General features: G+C 38.4%; 25 protein-coding genes. 9 read left to right on the top strand and 16 right to left on the bottom strand.

All coding sequences use genetic code 11. The features are described from left to right. Positions 1–6: 6 nt before the first annotated feature. The 4 genes from AAJG31_RS00615 to AAJG31_RS00600 all read right to left on the bottom strand — a co-directional run bounded on the left by AAJG31_RS00615 (position 7) and on the right by AAJG31_RS00600 (position 2,577). The gene (locus AAJG31_RS00615) at positions 7–927 is read right to left on the bottom strand and encodes a WYL domain-containing protein (protein ID WP_279495227.1); all 921 of its coding nucleotides are present in this window, start codon (positions 925–927) and stop codon (positions 7–9) included. A 397-nt stretch (positions 928–1,324) separates the two neighbouring features. Continuing rightward, on the bottom strand, positions 1,325–1,639 hold the full coding sequence (locus AAJG31_RS00610) for a YbjQ family protein (RefSeq protein WP_279495228.1): 315 nt from the start codon (positions 1,637–1,639) through the stop codon (positions 1,325–1,327). Beyond that, positions 1,639–2,130: a nucleoside 2-deoxyribosyltransferase gene (locus AAJG31_RS00605; RefSeq protein ID WP_115673287.1), complete on the bottom strand. Its 492-nt coding sequence runs from the start codon at positions 2,128–2,130 to the stop codon at positions 1,639–1,641. Before AAJG31_RS00605 ends, AAJG31_RS00610 begins: the two co-directional genes overlap by 1 nt. Positions 2,131–2,142: 12 nt before the next feature. Beyond that, a complete protein-coding gene (locus AAJG31_RS00600; protein ID WP_048392511.1) occupies positions 2,143–2,577 on the bottom strand; it encodes a GNAT family N-acetyltransferase in 435 nt (144 codons plus the stop codon). 183 nt (positions 2,578–2,760) lie between these two features. On the opposite strand from AAJG31_RS00600, the gene AAJG31_RS00595 reads away from it, so the two are divergent. Together AAJG31_RS00595 and AAJG31_RS00590 are read left to right on the top strand one after the other, a co-directional pair. Continuing rightward, complete coding sequence (locus AAJG31_RS00595; RefSeq protein WP_115673289.1) at positions 2,761–3,927, top strand: immunity 26/phosphotriesterase HocA family protein; 1,167 nt, start codon at positions 2,761–2,763, stop codon at positions 3,925–3,927. A gap of 116 nt (positions 3,928–4,043) precedes the next feature. Continuing rightward, positions 4,044–5,078 carry a YdcF family protein gene (locus AAJG31_RS00590; protein ID WP_279495230.1) on the top strand — a complete coding sequence of 345 codons (1,035 nt, stop codon included), beginning with the start codon at positions 4,044–4,046 and terminating at the stop codon, positions 5,076–5,078. 61 nt (positions 5,079–5,139) lie between these two features. Here AAJG31_RS00590 and AAJG31_RS00585 read toward each other — a convergent pair whose 3' ends face one another. From AAJG31_RS00585 to AAJG31_RS00545, 9 genes are all read right to left on the bottom strand, one after another. Then, a complete protein-coding gene (locus AAJG31_RS00585) occupies positions 5,140–5,607 on the bottom strand; it encodes a hypothetical protein (RefSeq protein ID WP_103118297.1) in 468 nt (155 codons plus the stop codon). 21 nt (positions 5,608–5,628) lie between these two features. Next, the gene (locus AAJG31_RS00580) at positions 5,629–6,096 is read right to left on the bottom strand and encodes a DUF4259 domain-containing protein (protein WP_279495231.1); all 468 of its coding nucleotides are present in this window, start codon (positions 6,094–6,096) and stop codon (positions 5,629–5,631) included. Positions 6,097–6,225: 129 nt separating this feature from the next. Next, a complete protein-coding gene (locus tag AAJG31_RS00575) occupies positions 6,226–7,026 on the bottom strand; it encodes a hypothetical protein (protein ID WP_279495232.1) in 801 nt (266 codons plus the stop codon). A gap of 13 nt (positions 7,027–7,039) precedes the next feature. Continuing rightward, the gene (locus AAJG31_RS00570) at positions 7,040–7,735 is read right to left on the bottom strand and encodes a DUF4274 domain-containing protein (protein WP_279495234.1); all 696 of its coding nucleotides are present in this window, start codon (positions 7,733–7,735) and stop codon (positions 7,040–7,042) included. Positions 7,736–7,748: 13 nt separating this feature from the next. Next, positions 7,749–9,410: a DUF6138 family protein gene (locus AAJG31_RS00565; RefSeq protein WP_279495236.1), complete on the bottom strand. Its 1,662-nt coding sequence runs from the start codon at positions 9,408–9,410 to the stop codon at positions 7,749–7,751. A 66-nt stretch (positions 9,411–9,476) separates the two neighbouring features. Continuing rightward, complete coding sequence (locus AAJG31_RS00560; protein ID WP_279495239.1) at positions 9,477–10,538, bottom strand: suppressor of fused domain protein; 1,062 nt, start codon at positions 10,536–10,538, stop codon at positions 9,477–9,479. Between the two features lie 371 nt (positions 10,539–10,909). Beyond that, positions 10,910–11,458: a hypothetical protein gene (locus tag AAJG31_RS00555; RefSeq protein ID WP_036076496.1), complete on the bottom strand. Its 549-nt coding sequence runs from the start codon at positions 11,456–11,458 to the stop codon at positions 10,910–10,912. Between the two features lie 876 nt (positions 11,459–12,334). Next, positions 12,335–13,057 carry an SDR family NAD(P)-dependent oxidoreductase gene (locus tag AAJG31_RS00550; RefSeq protein ID WP_066037249.1) on the bottom strand — a complete coding sequence of 241 codons (723 nt, stop codon included), beginning with the start codon at positions 13,055–13,057 and terminating at the stop codon, positions 12,335–12,337. Positions 13,058–13,604: 547 nt separating this feature from the next. Next, positions 13,605–13,775, bottom strand: a complete 171-nt coding sequence (locus tag AAJG31_RS00545) for a hypothetical protein (RefSeq protein WP_167444824.1) — start codon at positions 13,773–13,775, stop codon at positions 13,605–13,607. Between the two features lie 137 nt (positions 13,776–13,912). Between AAJG31_RS00545 and AAJG31_RS00540 the strand changes: the two genes are divergently transcribed. After that, on the top strand, positions 13,913–14,854 hold the full coding sequence (locus tag AAJG31_RS00540; protein ID WP_167334363.1) for an SDR family oxidoreductase: 942 nt from the start codon (positions 13,913–13,915) through the stop codon (positions 14,852–14,854). A 532-nt stretch (positions 14,855–15,386) separates the two neighbouring features. On the opposite strand, the gene AAJG31_RS00535 is transcribed toward AAJG31_RS00540, so the two are convergent. After that, positions 15,387–16,367, bottom strand: coding sequence for a DUF2268 domain-containing putative Zn-dependent protease (locus tag AAJG31_RS00535; protein ID WP_279495241.1), 981 nt, complete (start codon positions 16,365–16,367; stop codon positions 15,387–15,389). A gap of 199 nt (positions 16,368–16,566) precedes the next feature. Here AAJG31_RS00535 and AAJG31_RS00530 point away from each other — a divergent pair, with 199 nt between their 5' ends. The 6 genes from AAJG31_RS00530 (at position 16,567) to AAJG31_RS00505 (ending at position 19,324) form a co-directional block, all read left to right on the top strand. Then, the gene (locus AAJG31_RS00530; RefSeq protein ID WP_004224247.1) at positions 16,567–16,791 is read left to right on the top strand and encodes a hypothetical protein; all 225 of its coding nucleotides are present in this window, start codon (positions 16,567–16,569) and stop codon (positions 16,789–16,791) included. Positions 16,792–17,042: 251 nt separating this feature from the next. Further along, positions 17,043–17,168 carry a YjcZ family sporulation protein gene (locus AAJG31_RS00525; RefSeq protein ID WP_081011033.1) on the top strand — a complete coding sequence of 42 codons (126 nt, stop codon included), beginning with the start codon at positions 17,043–17,045 and terminating at the stop codon, positions 17,166–17,168. A gap of 361 nt (positions 17,169–17,529) precedes the next feature. Then, on the top strand, positions 17,530–17,814 hold the full coding sequence (locus tag AAJG31_RS00520; RefSeq protein ID WP_036076476.1) for a hypothetical protein: 285 nt from the start codon (positions 17,530–17,532) through the stop codon (positions 17,812–17,814). An 87-nt stretch (positions 17,815–17,901) separates the two neighbouring features. Next, positions 17,902–18,378: a GNAT family N-acetyltransferase gene (locus tag AAJG31_RS00515; protein WP_048392488.1), complete on the top strand. Its 477-nt coding sequence runs from the start codon at positions 17,902–17,904 to the stop codon at positions 18,376–18,378. 206 nt (positions 18,379–18,584) lie between these two features. Continuing rightward, a complete protein-coding gene (locus AAJG31_RS00510; RefSeq protein ID WP_279495244.1) occupies positions 18,585–19,064 on the top strand; it encodes a hypothetical protein in 480 nt (159 codons plus the stop codon). A gap of 8 nt (positions 19,065–19,072) precedes the next feature. Then, positions 19,073–19,324: a hypothetical protein gene (locus tag AAJG31_RS00505; protein WP_279495245.1), complete on the top strand. Its 252-nt coding sequence runs from the start codon at positions 19,073–19,075 to the stop codon at positions 19,322–19,324. A gap of 61 nt (positions 19,325–19,385) precedes the next feature. Here AAJG31_RS00505 and AAJG31_RS00500 read toward each other — a convergent pair whose 3' ends face one another. Next, positions 19,386–19,739 carry an aconitate hydratase gene (locus tag AAJG31_RS00500; protein ID WP_279495246.1) on the bottom strand — a complete coding sequence of 118 codons (354 nt, stop codon included), beginning with the start codon at positions 19,737–19,739 and terminating at the stop codon, positions 19,386–19,388. Further along, a complete protein-coding gene (locus AAJG31_RS00495; protein ID WP_279495247.1) occupies positions 19,723–20,058 on the bottom strand; it encodes a YolD-like family protein in 336 nt (111 codons plus the stop codon). Before AAJG31_RS00495 ends, AAJG31_RS00500 begins: the two co-directional genes overlap by 17 nt. Positions 20,059–20,065: the final 7 nt, after the last annotated feature.

Genomic DNA, 20,065 nt, shown 5'->3' with positions numbered 1-20,065 from the left:
GGGTTTTTATATGTAACGATAATTTTGCTGCATAGCTTGTAAGGTCTCAATGATCTCTTCTCTCAGTTCAATTGGCTCTAATACCTCCATATCGGCTCCTTGACTTAACAACCACTCTTTCACGCCATATTCTAACACTTCTGCCTCAAAAACATATTCATGATTGTTTTGTGAAACTAGGTGGGCTGTTGGGAAACGACTGTAGACTATTTGAGGAGAACGGCCTTTATAGAGAAGACGGATATGAGTAAGGTCATTAGCGTCCTCTACTTGTAATGGGTGTACAGATGGAAATTCAAAATGGATATCCATTTCACGAAAATGCTGAATACGATCCATTCTGTAAACAGTTGGGGTGTCTTGATTATCTCCTATTAAATAAAAATAATGTGTTGAAAAGATAACAGCGAGCGGCTTTAAAATTTTTGCAGTTGGAATCGCTTCACCCTCCTGTAAATAATCAATTGTAATGACCTTTCTCTTTTGAATAGCTGTTGAAATTCCCCATATCAAGGACAATAATGACTTGTTTTGATGGATATCTTCATATACAATTTTTTCATTTAATAACAGTTGATCGTCTGCTACACGTGAGAGAAGTTGATTAACGATCTCACCGATATCCGATTTTACGAGAGCTTTTGAGGCAATGAGTATTTTAACGATGACTAGTACCTGTTCTTTAGATAAACGATTGTTTTTTGTATGCATTAATTTATACACTTTTTCTGTACGTACATATTGTAAATGGTAATCTAGCTTAGCCTTTTCCAGATACGTACGAATTTCATCGATATCCCGTTGTATGGTTTTTTCACCAACCTGATGTGTCAATGCTTCTTGCTTCTTGTTGATTCCTTGGCCATCCATCAATCGATCAAACATCGATAGTACGCGATAGCCTTTGCCTTGTTGTGAATCTACCATATATCCCACTCTTTCTTCTATCATGCCCAGCTTGCAGTATATTGGCCATAAATAGCCCTTCTACTGATTGCGTCCAGATTTTTTTGCGAGTTGCTCAAAAAGCTTTCTCTTCAAAATCTGTGACCTCCGCTTGGGCTTTTATCTTGATTCAGTTGGTGTTTTGACACCCACTCCATTTGTGCATTCATCTCATTATCTATAAACTGAATCAAGATAAAACTTCTACTTTATTGGTATAATTTGTACTATACGCATCCTATAATAAATCACCATTCAAGCAGCACAATAGACTGTATTTTTGACATAATTAACTAAAATTTTACAGCATTTTAGATGAATGTGTCACTTTTTAACCATTGAAAAAGGACTTCCATTGAATGAAAGTCCTTGTACTCTTTTATTTGAATTTTACAGCTGTTCCATATACCAATACTTCGGATGTACCATCCATGACAGATGAAGTAGCATAACGAACGCCTACAACTGCATCTGCACCTAATTGTTTGGCTACCTCTACCATTGCCTCTGTGGCAATTTCACGAGAGCGCACAAGCATCTCCGCATACTCCTTCATTTCTCCACCGACAATATTGCGAAGACCTGCTATCATGTCACGACCAATATTTCTAGATTGAACAGAATTCCCTTTCACTAGCCCTAATGTTTCCATGATATCTTTTCCTGCCACCATGTCTGATGTAGCTAATAGCATCATGATGCCTCCCCGTTCTGTAGTTTTTGTATGGCTTTCACAGCCTCTTCAATAGAAGATGTAATCACGCCATTGCGTTTAATTAACCCCACAACAAATAAATTACGATAAACAAACTGATTCTCTAGCCCATCTCGGATCAGTGCCTCTATTTTTTGCATATTGTCCCGCCCTTGCTGACGAACATCTGTTAGCACACCAATAATGGGACGATTCAGCATCGAAAACGCACCTATCTCTGCGGCAACGCCTGAATCAATTTCCACCCCATCTAATACAGCTATCAGAACATCGCTATCCTGTAGCATCTCTAAATCTGCTTGGGCAATCGCTAAGCTATCTGCATAGGCAGATTTATCATTGATGGCCTCATTCTCCTGAGGTACATATAATGCGATGCCTGGTGCTGCCTCGCGAATAGCTGCTGCCAATTGTTCATTTACAAAACGATCGCCTAACGAAAATAACCCATTTGCTAAATATGCTTTCATGTATAAAACTCCTTAATCAATTGTTTTTTCAAATATAATTTTATGTCTGCCTTTTTCATCAATAAATGTTGATAATATATCGAAACCATGCTTGAGGTTGGTAATGAGCATGGCTTTGAATGTATTTCTTCCGTATGTACGAACTTTGTGAAAGCCTAAAGTCTTGATATGCTCATGCTGTTGTTTCATTAATTGACTTGCAATTCCCTGACCTCGATGTGCTACATGAACGCCACCCAACCAACTATAAAAAATATCATCTGGTTGTGGGTAGCCTAGTTTAAAGCCGATCAATGTGTCACCTTCCACTGCCAATATGCAAAGAAGGCCTTCTTTCTTTTCTAGCTTTTCGAGTGGCAAATTTGCTCCATCAAAAACGTGAGCGTGGATTTCTTGTAATTGTTCAAGCCAAGCATAGGGTATGCCTTCAATCGTCACAATATGCATATTCATCACCTCTGTCTGTCATTATAGCAGTTCTATAGCCTGAAGAAAAAGGTAGGCATCTGCTCCAAAAGCAATTATTATCACTGCATAAAAGTAACTATTTTCCATCTAAGCTATTTTCGACACCCACCAAATTCAGTATACTTGACCAAAATACAAAACAATAGCTAGGAGGAAATTCGATTGACACCATTTACTAGTTGGTTAACGAATTCATTGCGCCCCTATTTCGGCCTACATACTTTAGAAGCACATTGGGAAACGATTCCGATTCGAGAGGATTATTTTATTTGCCTTGAAGGCGATCTCATTAAAAAAAGAATTTTCGTGAATGAGCATAGCTACCAAGAAGCGGATGTCGACATTTTAACACGTAATCGTGAAGTCATTGTCCCTCAAACTGCGCGTGGAAAAGAAAAGAAATTGAATTATACCAATATCTCCGCTGTGAAAGCTGCAGGCGTTGTTTTTTCTGTTGGTCTAGGTAATGAAAACCATCCATCTAGCTATATCACAGCTCGTAACACTAAAACATATTACCAGCTACCATTAACAGGCTTTGAGCATTTAACGACTAAGTCAGCTCTCTTGAATTGGTTAGAGCAATTTCCCTCCCAGCTTCCTGCTGATTACTCAGACAAGCTAGAAAAGCTAACCAAGATGAAAAGTCTACGCTATAAAACTGTGCCAGGTGATATTTTTCGTGTAGAAATCGATTTATTTGTAGATGGCTATGTGCTTGTCATTGGCGATTTACGACAAATGCAAAAGGATCATCTATTTGGAGAAGATAGTATTTGGCATAATGTAATGACAATGCCATTGTTTGTACGGCCCTATTTGTTGACAACAACAGAGCGCCTGCCTTCTCTTGAGGAAATCATATCTGCTCCATTGGCCCCTCAAACCCATATTGTGATGGATGACCATTTTATGCGAGGATGCTATGAAAAGATAGGCCATAAAATGTTAACAGAATCCGATATTGTATTTCCAATGGGCTATGGCGTGACACTAAACTATGGGAAAGAGCCTCGATATCGTCTATCCTGGGGGACAGGAACAATTAGTAAACCTGCACCTTCCACCTCCTATCAAACAGCTAGCCGTTTTACCAATCATGGTGTCTATGCAGGCGTTGCCAGTGATTGGTTGAAGCAAGAGGAAGGAATTGTAACAGAGTCGCTAGATCATCCACACTTCCGCGAAGATCGTCAGCGGGCACTCGCTGAATTTAGTTTTCCAGAAGATATCTCCTACGATGACTTTAATCGCCAAACGGGTGGCTTGACCCGCACCCAATATATTCATTACCTCAATAAAACCTATCATCGTACACACAAAAAATAGAGGGAGCTTCTAGATGCTCCCCCTCCACTTTTTCATCGATGGTTGATTTCATCCAATAATTACTTATAATATAGAGATATCATTAACCAACTTCCATCACTAGAGGTGCATTTTGTATGTATTTTGGCATTATTCCACTGATTCTTTTCATCGTTTTTCTTATTTCTTACTTTAAAGACCCAAGAAAAATGATCAACGGACTATTATTTAATCTATTTGTCTGTTCATTTCTGCTATTCTGCGTCATTCTATCTTTAGCATCTGACCATTACTTTTTAAGGCTTATTGTCATTATTCCACTGATTGCTCTTTTCATTTTAATTCCTTTTGGTATTGTGGCTTTAATGTTTGGTTTATTTTTAAATGCGAGAGTATTAATGAAGCGAGAAGGTAGACGTTTAGCCAATTCCTTAACATTACTTGTGGCGATTGGCATTTTACTTTTTATCCTATTACCGATTATCAATCCAGCGAGTTTGTTTTCAGTCCACCTCCAGCCCATTTTTGGTGGAATTTCACTCATTACGTTTTATTTTTTTATCCATTTATCCAATTTTTTATCTGCTTATTTTCTCTACCAATTCAATCGCCCTCGATTGAATCAAGATTTTATTATTGTACTAGGCAGTGGATTAATTAATGATAAGGTGCCTCCACTTTTAGCTAGTAGAATTCAAAAGGCAATTGACTTCTATCATAAGCAAGCAGCAGTGACTACTCCACCTACCATTATTTTCTCTGGTGGACAAGGTCCTGATGAAAATCTACCCGAAGCTGAAGCGATGCAACGATATGCAATAGAAAAAGGCATTCCCATTGAGCATACACTCCAGGAGAACCGCTCTGTGAATACCTATCAAAATATGTTATTTTCTAAGCAGCTCATGGATGATCGGAAACAGGGTAAGGCCTATAACAGTATTTTCACCACGAATAATTTCCATCTTTTTCGTGCGGGTATTTATGCAAGACTTGCGGGCTTAGATAGTCAGGGCATTGGCTCTAAGACAGCCTTTTATTATTGGCCAAATGCGATGATTCGTGAATATGTAGCGATTGTTGTAATGGCACGAAAACGACATATGAAAATGATTGGACCTATTGTGATCATTTCGATTGCGCTATCTCTATTCAGCTTTTTCTTTGTATAGGTTCTAGGAAATGGATTCGTACACTTTTTATAGAAAGTGTTACGAATCCTTTTTGATGCTATCATACCCAAAATTTCTTCAGCTGTTGTTCATATAATGTCTCATAGTATAGTTTTCGAGGATAGCGTTGTTCTTGTAATACCTGATAGAGAATGGATTGACCTTCCTCATAGCGAATCCCCTCATCACAATTATCAAATAGTTTTCGTGTCAGCTGTCTTACTAGGTGAACATCTTTTGTGTTCACTCTCCAGCCAAATTGAATTAAATCCAGCTGATCGAGCGGATCTCGATAAGTATCAAGTACCACACAGACATGTGGTTGCTGCTTATTCGCAAATACTAAAACATGTCCTGTATGAATGGATTGACCAAAATAACGTTCGTAAATCTCTGCTATCGGTACTTGGATTTCAAGCACATCCATGATCGTCTGTAAAGTTGGATGTGCTATATAGTCATCACTTGTCTCATCTGGATATTCAACCAACTCCATGATGGAAGCCATCATCCAAAAATCATAGGTCATTTCCAATCACTCCATCTATTTTTATTGTGGCAAACGGTTAATCGCTTGTTCCACCGTCTGAATAAGATAGGCTAAGTTGGACTGCCATTCTGGCCAACTCTTGGACTCTTGCCATAATTCTACAATCTCTCTACTACCATGTTGATCAGGTACTTCATCTCTAATGTCCTGTAAATACCGCAATATAAATGTCAAAGAGCTTTCATCTACTACCCATTGTATTTGTCTATCCTTACTTTCTTGACCATAAATGGTTCCTGTATCCAGATATTGACTATAAAGCTCTGCCAAAGCCAGGGCACTTATATCGTAGAAAAAATCTATATCCTCCAATGTTTTACCAAAAAAGCCTTGCTGTTTCATAGCCTGTACAATATCCGATAATGTTAGCTGATTGGATTCCTTATGCTGTTCCATAAACTCCCTCAAAAACGCCACTACATCTAAACCTTCATCACTTTCCAATGCTTTGTATCCCCAAGCCCCCATCTCACTGCACCTCTCTTATTTATTCTAGTAAAGCTCTGGTAAAAGTAAAATCTGCACGCATGACCATGACAGCTGTTCATTATAGTAGCCGCTCTTAAAATTCCTTTGCTATATCAATAATCCTCAGCTTTATAGGTAGGAGGCAAAGTAAAACTTCATCTTTTCCTGTGAATAGCCATCCTGTCCTCTCCAAGTCGCCATTGACATAAAATCAGTTCCACGTCCACGCTCCTTGCGATAATCATCCTTTGATACGAGTAGTCCCGCATAACCCCAGATTTCCATGACCACATCTCGTTCATGTTGATTGGACTTGAAAACATCTTTCCAGCGCTTTTCAAGCTGTCTAGCTGCATCTGTGTCGTTACAGGATTCTATTGCTGCTACCATCTGTTGTAAGATGGCTACGTCATCCTCACTTACATTCAATGCTTCTTGTTCTTTCACTAGGCATTCTAAGTCTAGTAAACAATAGATGAGCCAATTGAGGCGAACCCCTCCCCACTTGATGCGTTCAAAATTAAGCACATTTAAATCTTCATTGACATACGTAGCATTGGACATGATTTTCTGCTCATTACAGTAGCCACAGCCACTATAGGAGACCAATGCCACAGGTTGTTCATCATACGTATGCATTGGTAAATCATGCGTAAGAGCCCAGCTCGATAAGGCACTGCGTAAATGTACTTTGCGCGTCGATAAGCTATGCAAAAATGCCTTTACCACAAGCTCCTTTGTTAAGGATTTCTCATGAAGCTGTTGCAATCTTTGTACACATTCATCATGGGAAATCGTTAATCGATCAAACATCAAGCCCTTACTTTTAGCATATTGAAAATCTTCTTCTGTATAGGTATAACCACCTGAACGCCATCCACCAGATTGCCAATAGGTTTGCATCAATATTTTCCTTGCTTTTTGGTCCATTATTCTCTCCTAGCTAGCACTTTAATTTTTCTTGTAAGGTTAGTGCCATCTCTTTCCATGGTCGCTTCCAATCGGAACTCGCTATCTCTTCCTCTGTTAGTGCTAGCCAATATTCTCCTTCCATTAGCTCAAACATGTCTATCATGGTAATAGGGGCACAAACTGGATTAGCTAATGCTGCGAGCATAGGCTCGGGGCCATCATCCCAGTTATAGCTATTGACAATGGCATGTAAAATAACAGCTGATGATATCTTGCTTATGCGCTGGCACATTGTATTGAGAGCATCCTCGTATAAAATGGCATCAGCTTGCTGTTGTTCTTCTGCATTCAAAGTTAGACGGATTGCACCTGGTGTATCTACCAATAAATCAGCTATTCTTGCATGCTCCCTTGCCGCAAACCAAGCTGTAGCGGTAATCCCCTCTGGCTCAGATAAATTTACACCCTTTGCAAGTAGTAAAGAAATCACTTCTTTCTGCTTAAACTTTACCGCTTTTTTCAGTGCTGTATCACCAAGCTTATCTCGTGCCTCCAAGTCTATATGCTGTGCCAAAAGAAGCTTGATTCCTTCATGTGGCATTCGATTTGTTATAAAAAGCATTAATGGTGTTCTCCCACGTGCATCTCGCTCATTTACATCTAATTTACTAATGGCCTCCCGAACGACCTCTAAATCCTTGGATTTACTCACTTCCGTCCATTCCATTCGTCTACCCCCTTCAGGAATCCATCCATTGCAGTAATTTCTCAAGTTCATCCCTTATTGGTGCTGATTCTTGCTTTAGTCGCTGAGCAAGCTTCTTGGAACTACCGAATATTCGATATAAAACAAATGGACGCTGATAATCTGCTTTCTTTTCAAGTTCTTGTCCGAGTGCCACGAGCAAATCTAAATCCATGATGTCAATGTTCTTTATTGGCTTAGCTGATTCACTTGCACCAAGTAAAATAGCTACAAACACAGGCATCATCTCTACTGATAAGCCATGAGCTTCAAGAAAGGCTTCCGCATAAGTATCTTGCACGGATTGATGCTCTGTATCAACGAGTAACATATATCGTTGAACAAGTGGAAAATAATCCTTGCTATAAAGCCCTAATCCAAAAACCGCATAGGTGCTGGGCATAGCTGATTTTTCACTCGGCTCAACATCCTGATACCAAGCATATTCCTCCATAGCGAGCTGGGCATAGTCCGCTAATAAAGGGAAAAGATTTGGATATTGTAGGCAATTGGCGAAAAATTGATGAAGTTTTGATTTAGCTAACTTTTTAATAGGAAGATAATTTTTCGCTTTACTCTTTAAAGTCAGCTTATAGCCCTTTGGAAAACCTTCTTGTAGCAGTTGAATGATATAGTAAAGGGCTTCACGATAAGCGTTTTCCTCTTCTACCATCACTCGTATACCAATCGTTTGTAAAATATCATTTGCCTGTCCTTCGAATACATCCCGCTTTCTTATACTTTCAAAACGACCGCTTCCTTTTTCCAAATAATTAGCTGCCTGCAGCGAGCCAAGCTGCTTCGCAAGTTCCAAGTATTCTAATCGAGTGGCTGGCTCTTTTTGACCAATCTTCAACGCGACATAAAGAAAGAAATCTAGTTTTTCCTGCTCTAGTTGTTGTACCGAGTCCTCTGTTTTCAATACCCACTCTTTCCTATAATCGCCTGCTTGTTCAAAATAGTGCGTTAAAAAATGCTCCTCTGCCCACTGCTTAAAGGCCATTGTATAATAATAAATCCATTTGTCTAAACGTTCTTTATTCGCCTGATGCTTTTCTTGAAGCCGATGAATAAATGGTTCGACTTCCTCAGCTGTTTGATGGAAAAAATGTGGATTGACCAAATGCTTCGCAAGGAAAAATTCATCATTGTCACTTGGTCTTACTGGTAGCTCTGCCATCACCTTTGTTTCTATAAAGCTTGCCAGCACTTGTTTCGTTGACGCTAGTTTACGATTATTCAACAGCTCCTTTTGATAATGAAGCACCGTTTTATCATGTTCAAATTCCAGCACAACCTCAAAGCGGTAATCAAAAAATCGGGGACCGTATTGCTCAGATTGAAATACTTCCTCTGTTTTAGTACATAAAGCACTAAAAAGCTCTTCAATATGCTGGACATCTGTAAATTCTTGTATGTATGAACCCGCTTCCACCTTATAGGAGCTATCACTCCAACTAAATGGCTCATAAACATCTATAAAGATTGTGCCATTAGGACTTTTTCCTTTTTTCCAGGCAACTTTCAAATATTGAAGGATGCCTGCTTGTAACCTACTTTGCTCTTTCAGCCCTGTTATTCGTTTACTCTCTTGTTGATAAACAGCCGTGATTTGCTCCCACACAGCCGCTAGAAAATGCTCTACACACTGCTTCACTTTACATCCTCCCTTTCTATGGATTAGAGAAAAATCTCCCGCTAAAGCCTTAGCGAGAGATCCATCTTATCCGATTGTTTTCACAACCGCTCCTTCTTGATTTTTAATATGTGTCTTCAAAATTTGAAAACTTACACCAACTAAAGAAGAAATAGTGAATTGACTTTCTTGCGGTATCAGCCTCTGACTTAATTCTTCTACCGCTGCCTTGTTCAATGTGATCGTAATCTCTTGACCATTCTCTGAATAACCTACCTGAGGGCCTGCTTTAAATATTATCGTTATTTGTTGACCGACTAAGGTAAGATCTTTATCTTTCAGAATACGTCCACGTAATAATTTACTAATGACAGCTGCTTGCTTTGCTCCAAGTTGAACAACATTAGACGGTTTGTTAAACCAGCTCTTTTTTTCTACTTCCCAAGCAAGTTGATCTACGAAAAGAAACCCCGTATTAGAGCCATCTTCTTCCATTCCTCGCACAACTGCCTCGGCAACTTCAGGATTTTGTAGGAGAGAAGTTCTTGTTAAATCCGTAGTATAGCTTGGTATTTGCTTCATGCCAGCCTGTAGTACACCAAGTGTATTCCATGTCTGCATCGCTTCTAACTCATCCTCTGAAATACCGACCATTTGGATAAACTCCATCTTGCCATTTGGTGTATCGATTTCAGCAAGCTCTGGATCATGTGTAAAGGCTAGTGCCGTTAATTGTGTGTCGGCATCGAGGCAAATCGGACCATTTGCATCCAAATAATCTCCCGCTCTAAATACATTACCACTATTAAACACATATCTGCCCATATTCTGTAGTAAATTCAATGCCCAAGCAGGTGGCTCTTCCTCATCATGTTGACGTACTAGTCGAAATGTTAATTCAAATCCATATCCACTATAGTCCTTGTTTTCAAATTCCTTTTCATATAGTTCCGAGAAGCCATATGTAACAAAATGCCAATGCGGAATGGATGTTTCGCTTTTATAAACACTAATTCCATCTAAAGGATCTTGTCCTCCTAGTGAATAGGGAATCAAAGTTCCATAATGCTTTGGCTCCTGCTCACCATATACCTGTGCTAATGCCTGATCAATCGCATCCCAGCCAACTGCTGCTATTTCATCACTCATTTCCATATCCTCCTTGCTGATATCACTCGTAGAACGTACGTATCTATTAATTATGATAGCAATTTTATGGTGACTCTTTTAACAGGAATAGGACTCATTTTCCAGTTTCCAGCAACTAGGTTTATTGACATTCTATATGGGGTAAATATGACTAATATTGATGACGCCTTAGCGTAATTGCGTTCATTTTTTTCGAGCTTGCTCGAAAAGTATTGGGACACCATTGAAGCAAAAAGTACAATTTGTACCTTTATCGCACCACCGATAAAGAAGGGTGTTTTCCGCTGAAAGATAAAAAGACAATCCTCTTACAAAATAGAAGATTGTCGCATGAGTGTCTATTTTACTATTTAAACGTCAGGCAGTGCATCTTAACCATATAGCATAGCTGGCTCACGAACCGTTTGTAAATAATCTGCCAATTTCCCTGCAAATACTTTCTCTAAATACGGTAATTGCGCTAGGCAATGAGGCGTCATTAATGCTGGGTTTTGATATATTTTTAGCCCTCCCACCTTTAGTAGCGTCGCTACAAACTGGGAACAAAAATAAGCACGCTCACGTCTCACTTCCTTTTGCATCACCACACCAAAAAGTCCGATAAAATTATATTTATAGCGATCTCGATTCCAGTACATATAACGGACAATTTTCATCATGTCTAAATATTGATAATGTGATATACGACAGCGATAAATAACACAATCCGCACACTCAAATAGCCCTCTTTCTGCATCCTCTCGTAAAAAGCCCCCACTTAACGGATTGTTCAATTGCCTTCGACCAAAGCTATACATTTCAAATAGCCCCTCATCAAAGGCTATGGATGCATGATTCATCTCCTTGCCCGTATACATGCCGATCGCTTTTGATAATAACGTCCCTGTTTTGGTTAATACTATGTAAATCGTATGTGCCATATCTTCACCTACTTAATATTCTCTCTCCTACTACCAATACGTTTTAAATCTTCAAATGGTTTCGTGAATTTCCTTTTTTTATAATTATACACAGCGAATCTTAAATATTTCCTAGTAGAACCTGAAGATTTTCTTAAGATTTAATAGGCTGGAAGTGATTTTAGAATTTGATTATGACGATGAAAGGATGTTGATTTTTTTACTACCTTTATTTATATGAGCTTAATTGTAGTGTTATGTGTGAAGGGATCGTGAAAATTTTTTCTAAGAGAAGGAATCTATTTCCCCTTTTAATTAAAAGACGCTACTCACGTCCTGTTGTTGAAAAAAGGTGATGTCAACGGCAGAAAAAGTAATTTTGAAAGGCAAGGGGTTGATTTCCGTTCCGCCAGCGTCCTTTCCAGGGGGCGTCCCATGAGCCGCTTCACTCACTTTCGTTCGCTCCAGGGTCTCATCTGTGACGCTAAAAACCCTAGGAGTGACGCTGGCTCCACTCCAATCAACCCTTCTGCAAAAGTGTCTTTACTTTTTTCATCCTTGCATAGCAATCAAATAGTCCAATATCTGTATTCTTAGGAGGATAGGATTTTTATTTTCAATGTGGAGAAGTGATGAGTGACAACACCCCTCCATAAAGAGGAATGAAAACCTTTGCTAAAAAAAACATTTTTGTGGGTTGGGGTGAAAGGCTACTTGACTACCATGGGATAACGAGACAGGCAAGCCACTAAACAGAGGAAGCTGCTCTACGCTCGCCCACAGGAAAGCAAGTAGCCTGCAATGGAAACCACTTTCACTTTTCACAAAAATGCTATGGATGGTTTTGTTTTTCAACACTATGACGCTACTCAATATTGAGTAGTGTTCACTGAGTAATCATGCATTTAAATCCGTTATGGCTGGGACATTAATTTCTTTTACACAGGAGACTGCTGATAGATTAATTACACATTGCACAAGAGAGACAATATCTTGTACGGGGATTCGTGTACCTTCATATAAATGAATGGCTTTTTCCGCTCCTTCTTCATAGGGTACTTCTGCTGCCAGTTCACCAGGATTAATGCATGTGACAGAAATTTTATCTTTCCTTAAATGTTCACGTAGTGCATTTGTAATGCCCCTTACGCCGAATTTAGATGTGACAAATGAAACTTGTGCATTGTTTGTGTGATCTAAGCCTGCTGTAGATCCAATTAAAATAACCTTTCCCTGCTTCGCTTGTCTTAAGTTGGGTAAAAGTGCCTGAATATATGTAATAGTAGAAGTTAGATTGATATTGATTAATTTCGAAATATCCTCTACTTCATCCTTATCAAATGTATAATCATCTTCAAAACCACGCTTTTCCCATACACCCACATTATAAATTAATACATCGAGCGGAATGCCTTGTAACACTTCTTTTAAAGTGGAAATTTGTTGTTGACTAGACAGATCGATGGATAACCAGTGACGATTTACTCCATCATTTAGCTCTAAACTATTGGGTCTCGTTCGTGCTACCATCCATACTGTATCTCCTTTGACAGGTAACCCCTTAACAAATGCATCTCCCAATCCTTGGCTAGCTCCAAAGATAATAAAATTCCTACTCATATTACCATCCTTTCTCATGACAAAATGTAATGAAAATGTTGTTGATCAATATATCCTTAAGTGAAAGGAATTTCTGCCTTTCAAAATTATCGCTACTAACTGAAAAGAATGAATAACTTTCACCTTATTTGATCTTAACCTATTTAATGCTATTAATCTCTTTTTATCACTTGAACTTGCCGCTGCCTCTTTTACGATTGTTGTATGAAAATTATTGTGAAGAGAACCTACAGCAGTGACAGTTACACAGCATATTTTTAGAAAAATTAACCTTATTTTACTTTTCATCAATCTCTACTTTACATTTGTTAGTCATTACCAATAAAATTTATTGATTAAACATGCTCTCATTTTGTGGGTAGTGGTTAAAGCAGGTGAATGCTGAAAAGAAAGCTTTTATACAATTACGTTCGTTTCATTTTTTAGTGAATCACCTACCTGTCTTTGCGAATAGTTTTGAGAATAAAAAAACTCCCGAATTAACTGCAACAAGAAGCCATCGGATGTTGAAAAAATAACAACACCAGATGGCTTCTTCGTTTACAGTTTATTCATTGTCCCAAATCGGATAATATGACTCGTAGATTGGGTAGCTATAATAAGGTGGTCTTACGCCAATGGTTGGTGTTAACCAGGTGTCATTCAAATAATGGATCTCAAGTGTAGACGCTTCATTTTCTAATAATCGCGTAACTTCTGGGAAAAATTCAACCTCCATTTTCAGTCCTCCTGTTTCCTTCACGGCTTGTTTGGATGTTTAACACAAAAAGCTAAGCTTTCATAGTATATGTTGAAAAGGAGGGATTGGTTATTACTAATCCGAATGACAAGGACTATCGTGAATTATTAGCACAAATCCACTTTTATCAAAAGTGGTTTGAGGACAATAAAAAGGAAGATCCATACCCGCAATATCCTGTCTATGGAAAGATTACGCAATATAAAGAAGTGCCACTGACTCAACCTGAACAAAGACAATTACGCCAACCGGGATTGGAAAGCTTAATGGTTCCTAAGCCCATCATAGAAAATCCTCATTATAAAGGGAGTGGTAAATTAAAGGGAAAAGTTGCGCTTATTACTGGGGGTGATAGCGGGATGGGTGCAGCTGCTGCCATTGCCTTTGCGAAAGAAGAGGCCGATGTGGCCATTGCTTATTTAGATGAGCATGAAGATGCGCTAAGAACGAAAAAAAGAGTTGAAGAATTAGGACAAAAATGTCTGCTGCTTCCTGGAGATCTTCGCTTTAAAAAACAATGTGTAGACATTGTTTCCGAAACGATGAACACTTTTGGTCAGTTGGATATTTTATGTAACCATGTTGGGATTCAATTTCAGCAAAATGAGCTGACAGACATCACGGATGAACAGTTTGATGAAACCTTTAAATTAAATGTATATGCTCACTTCTATACGACAAAAGCCGCTCTCCCTTATTTACGAGCAGGAAGCTCCATTATTGGCACTGCCTCCGTTGTGGCTTATGCTGGAGAACCTTTACTCATCGATTATTCTGCTACAAAGGCGGCTATCGTAGGCTGGACTCGTTCCCTAGCTAAAAGCGTTGCCAAAAAACAGATTCGTGTCAACGCGATAGCCCCTGGCCGTATTTGGACACCACTTATTCCTTCTAGCTTTTCCTCTGATGAAAACGCCTTACATGGAACTAATTTATTTAACCGAATGGCTCAGCCCTTTGAAGTCGCCCCTACTTTTGTCTATTTAGCATCAGATGATTCGAGGCATGTTACAGGGCAAGTCTTGCATGTAGATGGTGGCGAATCAACCAATTCATAATCGACATTATATTTAAAATATGTACTAAAAATTTTCTATTAAATGAAAATATAAATTCATTCATAGCAGACAAGGAAAAACCACCTTTTTTATCCATGATGCCTAGGATTATACCTATAATAAAAGCTTTACACCCTTATTTCAATTACTTTTCAATTTACTTACAGTGGTAATGTTCTTAAGTTCTTTCACATACATTAATGTCGGGATAGCACCTTTAACATCGCCCCCAAGATGTTTTTGTACAATGCTATCCCTTTTTACATACTCTGTTTAGTTGGAGATTTCCCCAAGTTTTAATTCATTAAAAGCCGTTGCATTGTTCTTGGGAAGGTTCTCCTCATTCCAATCATCCTAATAGGACTGTGCGGCATTACATAAGCCACTGCGATTTAAAACCGTAGTGACTTATTGTTTGTTTTTTCGATTGAGAAAGTCCTATCATTATGCTGCATGTTTTACTAGTTCATGTTGTAATCAGTAAAAGTGCTCTTTAATTTTGTACTCTCACAAATAAGTGTCACCAAAATAGTTATTGATAGTGTTCCAAGTATTTTCCTTCTTCGAAAATTTCTTGTGCACTTAAGGCTGTCCAATCCTCTGGTGTTTGATTAGGATGCAAGTCAAGATAGGATTTAACCATCTTATAGCCTTCACTGTAACCATAATTTTTCGGTAACCCTTTTCCACCATATAAGATGTCTGAGGTACGATTACTGTCGTACTTATGTAAATCAGGTTCTACTTTAGACCATAATTCCTTGTTGTAAGTTACATTCTTTGCTGTATAGCCGTAGTCAGGATAAACGGTTTTTTCAAACATGACCGCTTTTCCTTCAAAGACGATACTATCCAATACCGAAGCTCCGACATCTTTATTGAGATATTTTTCCGCCCAAACGCTGTGATGGTATTCGTGGGCAACAGTTGACTTTATACCATCATCCAAAACATTTAGATAAAGCGGGAGGATGATTTTGCCCGCTCCTACTGCGAAGGGTATTCTATTATTGGTTGCTGAAGGGAATACACAAACGGCTACATCGCTTTGAGAGGGTAAGAGGTCTGCGGATTTCAATAGCGATTCTTGAATGAGTTGATTGATTTCTGCTTTATGTGTTTCCATTTTTTCACTCACCATTTGTATTTCTGTTAGCCTGCTAGGAACCGTATTAAGCAGAGTTTCTGCCATATGATAATATTCCCCATTTTCAAAACAATCCTGGTAGATCGGTTGAATAACTTCCTTTTTATACAAATCCAGAGTTTCCGAGCTTGAAAGATTCGGATTCTCTTTGACCTTTTCCATATACGGATAAAACAGTTGATTGGCATGAATGATTTTGTATTTTTGTTTGGTTTGAGGGTGCTCAAATGAGAACACCATCTCTTCATCATCTGTTATTTGCTTTTTCTCATGAAGTTGGCTCTCACTTTTTTCTGTTGGTGTACAGGCAGCAAGCATAAGTAGTAAGAGACCTAGAATAAAGGTGATTCCCTTTTTAAATTTCATCCATTCTCCTCCCAATCGTTAATAACTAAAAATTCTTTATAACCCCATATATAACTTATATTACCATAAAAATAGTAATGAAAGAATGATTGATTTGTCAGTATTTAGTTAGCATCTCCACAAACGGAGTGTACGATTTTGTGAAGGTAAGAACCTCTAGCTACGCCTTTCATATATTATAGTGAAAGGAGTGGCTATTGTGCCTTGGCAACATAAAATTCCGTATTTAATCGGTCAGCCTGTTGGTGTTTCTTTTACAAATGGTCAAGGAACTTCTGGTGTCCTCTGTGGCGTATCAGGAGGAAAACTGCTTGTTCTTGAATATTTGTATCAAAGTCAATTTGCCTTAAAGCAATACGACCTTCATATGATTCATGATGTGAACGGCTTCCCCCCTTGTCATACGCAGCAGCCGTTATACTAAAAAAACATCCTAGAACGGATGTTTTTTTACATCGTGTTGAATACCAATACAATTAGTAGAATTTGTTTCATTATTCTTGATGCTATACAGGCTAACAACTAACTCAAGCTACTATTCCATCATAATAATAAAGTAAAGCTTTCACCGCTTTATTCCCGAATGAAGGGACAAGTCATTTTTTCTCTACTCGCTAACACCCCCCTTTTGTCCAATACATACTTTAAAAGAAAGAAAGAAAGGAGGTGTGTTTCATGAGTTACTGTAATTTCAATAGTTACTGTGGCGGGGACAATGGAAGCGGCAATAGCTCTACATTCGTGCTTATTGTTGTACTATTCATCCTTCTTATTATCGTTGGTGCTAGCTTCATGTGTTAATTGATCGTCTTAGGCTTTAGCCTCTGTTCCATTACAGAAGCTAAAGCCTTTTTACCATGAATCGCTACCACAGCTATTCAAATCTCCTCCCCTTTTCGTTTTTTTCTAGCTCATTTATTTTTACTCACAATTAAAAGTTAGTAATTTAGATAGATAACTATCTTAAACCGCTAGCTTCACATAATAATAGTAGTGTAAAGTTCTTGTAACTTTACTTTACACTCCTTTTTGGTACTTGGGGTCACTTTCGTCCGAGTGACCCTGTTCTAGCAACACACATTTAGTTTCTCCTTTTCCCTATCAAGCGGAATCATCGGAACATTCCTACAACAAATTCGTTTTTATAGGAAGGAGGAAAACAATGGGAATTAATTTAAATCTCTGGTCATTTATCTTATCTTTGGGCTGTATTCTTTTATTTTTTCTATCAGGTTCAATGAAAGACTTCTTTGACACCTATCTTCATTTCCATCCATTACTGTTGACACTACTCTTGTCTATTGCCTGTTTCTACCTAAGCCTGGTCGGTATGAAAAATGTTAAAAATTTAACGACCTTGCTTCGAGGAATTTTAACAATGGTCATTACACTTATTGTGATGATTAGTATTTCTTTTATTTTACTTTTTGGTACCCTTTTAAGTTAAAATGACCTACCCCCACATTATTTTAATACAAGCCTCCTTGACGAACGTTTGTTCTCTGGTTAAACTATTAGAAAAGGGGGCTTTTTTATGCAAGAAACAACGAATATTGAGTTAGTACATTTCTCTGAAAGCTATGTAGAGCAGTTAAATCGTTTTGAATTACCTGAAGAACAACACCAATTTACGGCACTTCCTCAAGAGATTTCAATCGAGAAGGTCGGACAGTATCCAATTGTGATTTTAAGTGGTGGCGTACCTGTCGGCTTTTTTGTGCTTCATGCAACGGACAGAGTCCAACAATATTCTAGTAATCCTCAGGCAATGTTACTAACTGCCCTGTCCATCGATCATCAGCAGCAAGGTAGGGGCTATGCTAAAAAGGCTATGTCTGCACTTGCTGATTTTGTGAAGCAGGAGTTTAAAGAATGTAATGAAGTAGTGTTAGTCGTCAATCATAAAAATATAGCTGCACAGAATTTATATGTCAAAGTGGGCTTTATGGATCATGGAGAAAGAAGAATGGGACCTATTGGTGAGCAAATCGTTATGAATTTGCCATTGTAAAGAAATCGTCACTCATTTGCTTTTCAAAATGCGAGACGTACCTTACAAACAATGGAATTCTATTTTCCCCTACCATCTCTAAGAATTTCATTGTTACACCTCCACTCCCTGGCATATAAGCTTTTCCTTCACGAATTCAACTGCTATGAGGCATGTTTGTACAGTATAATAAGGTCAATTAGCTATAGAAAAGGTGGAACTAGACATTGAAAAAAGAGATGTGGCTATGGTTATTAGGAATTTCTCTACTAGCTGGATGTAGTGTTACTGTTCCAAACGAGACAGTAAACACCCCTGCTGAACAGGTCTCATCACAGCTGGAGATACAGCATAAGGCTCCATTGATCGCCGTTTCCGATGATGAGAAGGTGAAATTATTTGCACGAAATGAAGCACAAAATGAAATTACAGAGGTAACTTTAGATATTGGTGGTAAGCGGAAAAATTTTGACTGGACAATCCCTGATACAAGAACTAAACCTCAGTTATTCTATACAGATCTGACAAATGATCATAAGGAAGAGGCTGCTATTATTATCCAAACTGGACGAGGGACAGGCCTCAATCACTATGAGATTCATGTGGTAAATGGAGAGGATTTATCGGAGATGAATGTCCAACATTATGAAGACATCGTTGCACATACTATTGAATCAACGATTACGAAAAAGATGATGGCACATTAGCGATTACGATGAAAGCACAGGGAAAAGAATCTACATTTGATTATGACTTTGATCCAGTACCAGATATCAATCAAGCGCAACTTGCTTTCGGTGGTGTGGTTATTTATACAGTAGAAAATCAAAAAATAATGTTAAACATCCTTGGATCGATTGGCATCTCACCTATTTATGTAGCCGATGTTCGTATTACCTATCAATTTAATCGTACTAACAATGAGTTTCTTGTTGAGCAAATTGATGTGAAACCTATCGAGAAATAAAGCCGCCAAAAGCTGACCACTCCTGTCATCAGCTTTTGGCTTTTTCGTCGTAGACGTAAGCCTAGGCATTGTGTAAATGTTTATTCATTAGCTCTTCGACTTGTGTTTTTAACGCTTGATTGGCATAGCGTAGTACCTCATCATTGCCTGCGGTAGCCACCTGCACATCACTAAAATAATCATCAATTCGATGCCAGCAAACTAATCGTATTTTTTGTTGGGCGAGCTGACGTTTTAATTGAAAATAATCTTTGTGTAGCTGCTTTAATAAAGCATCCATAGCAGGTAAAAATACACGCTTCATCTTAAAATGCTCCGCCACTGTTAGATCGTGCTGTAAGGATTTCACAGCTAAATCAAGCAGCAAATATTGATGTAATAATCGTCGTTGCTCTCCATTAATCACATCCATCATCTTCTATACGAGCAGCATAAATGTATCTTAACGGGATGTGCTTCGTTGTGGTAATGGTTTCTAGTAGCAGCTGGTCCTCGTTCATCGCTTGAATGGTACCTCCCCATTGCACATAGTTACCATGTTCCCATATAGTTAACATAATATAGTTATGCTGTGTGAATGCTTGTGTGATTATTTGCTGTAATTCTTCAAGCTCCCATTCAGCATGTTCCCGAGGCAACTCTGTCAACACCTCTTGTTTCCATGCCTTCAAAAGCATTAAATGCTCTGGTAGCATCATCGCTGTCCATTTCATATTTCCTCTATCTCTTATCATTTTTTCC

The sequence above is a fragment of the Lysinibacillus sp. BS3 genome (assembly GCF_039614735.1).
Classification (GTDB): domain Bacteria; phylum Bacillota; class Bacilli; order Bacillales_A; family Planococcaceae; genus Lysinibacillus; species Lysinibacillus capsici.
The sequence above is the reverse complement of the archived record's forward strand: the minus strand, read 5'-3'. Positions and strand labels throughout refer to the sequence as shown.

What these genes read in the sequence shown, in the direction of transcription:
- AAJG31_RS00615 (WP_279495227.1), bottom strand. Translation starts at nt 927, where the DNA reads ATGGTAGATTCACAACAAGGCAAAGGCTATCGCGTACTATCGATGTTT.
- AAJG31_RS00610 (WP_279495228.1), bottom strand. Translation starts at nt 1,639, where the DNA reads ATGCTATTAGCTACATCAGACATGGTGGCAGGAAAAGATATCATGGAA.
- AAJG31_RS00605 (WP_115673287.1), bottom strand. Translation starts at nt 2,130, where the DNA reads ATGAAAGCATATTTAGCAAATGGGTTATTTTCGTTAGGCGATCGTTTT.
- AAJG31_RS00600 (WP_048392511.1), bottom strand. Translation starts at nt 2,577, where the DNA reads ATGCATATTGTGACGATTGAAGGCATACCCTATGCTTGGCTTGAACAA.
- AAJG31_RS00590 (WP_279495230.1), top strand. Translation starts at nt 4,044, where the DNA reads ATGTATTTTGGCATTATTCCACTGATTCTTTTCATCGTTTTTCTTATT.
- AAJG31_RS00585 (WP_103118297.1), bottom strand. Translation starts at nt 5,607, where the DNA reads ATGACCTATGATTTTTGGATGATGGCTTCCATCATGGAGTTGGTTGAA.
- AAJG31_RS00580 (WP_279495231.1), bottom strand. Translation starts at nt 6,096, where the DNA reads ATGGGGGCTTGGGGATACAAAGCATTGGAAAGTGATGAAGGTTTAGAT.
- AAJG31_RS00575 (WP_279495232.1), bottom strand. Translation starts at nt 7,026, where the DNA reads ATGGACCAAAAAGCAAGGAAAATATTGATGCAAACCTATTGGCAATCT.
- AAJG31_RS00570 (WP_279495234.1), bottom strand. Translation starts at nt 7,735, where the DNA reads ATGGAATGGACGGAAGTGAGTAAATCCAAGGATTTAGAGGTCGTTCGG.
- AAJG31_RS00560 (WP_279495239.1), bottom strand. Translation starts at nt 10,538, where the DNA reads ATGAGTGATGAAATAGCAGCAGTTGGCTGGGATGCGATTGATCAGGCA.
- AAJG31_RS00555 (WP_036076496.1), bottom strand. Translation starts at nt 11,458, where the DNA reads ATGGCACATACGATTTACATAGTATTAACCAAAACAGGGACGTTATTA.
- AAJG31_RS00550 (WP_066037249.1), bottom strand. Translation starts at nt 13,057, where the DNA reads ATGAGTAGGAATTTTATTATCTTTGGAGCTAGCCAAGGATTGGGAGAT.
- AAJG31_RS00545 (WP_167444824.1), bottom strand. Translation starts at nt 13,775, where the DNA reads ATGGAGGTTGAATTTTTCCCAGAAGTTACGCGATTATTAGAAAATGAA.
- AAJG31_RS00535 (WP_279495241.1), bottom strand. Translation starts at nt 16,367, where the DNA reads ATGAAATTTAAAAAGGGAATCACCTTTATTCTAGGTCTCTTACTACTT.
- AAJG31_RS00525 (WP_081011033.1), top strand. Translation starts at nt 17,043, where the DNA reads ATGAGTTACTGTAATTTCAATAGTTACTGTGGCGGGGACAATGGAAGC.
- AAJG31_RS00520 (WP_036076476.1), top strand. Translation starts at nt 17,530, where the DNA reads ATGGGAATTAATTTAAATCTCTGGTCATTTATCTTATCTTTGGGCTGT.
- AAJG31_RS00515 (WP_048392488.1), top strand. Translation starts at nt 17,902, where the DNA reads ATGCAAGAAACAACGAATATTGAGTTAGTACATTTCTCTGAAAGCTAT.
- AAJG31_RS00505 (WP_279495245.1), top strand. Translation starts at nt 19,073, where the DNA reads ATGAAAGCACAGGGAAAAGAATCTACATTTGATTATGACTTTGATCCA.
- AAJG31_RS00500 (WP_279495246.1), bottom strand. Translation starts at nt 19,739, where the DNA reads ATGATGGATGTGATTAATGGAGAGCAACGACGATTATTACATCAATAT.
- AAJG31_RS00495 (WP_279495247.1), bottom strand. Translation starts at nt 20,058, where the DNA reads ATGATAAGAGATAGAGGAAATATGAAATGGACAGCGATGATGCTACCA.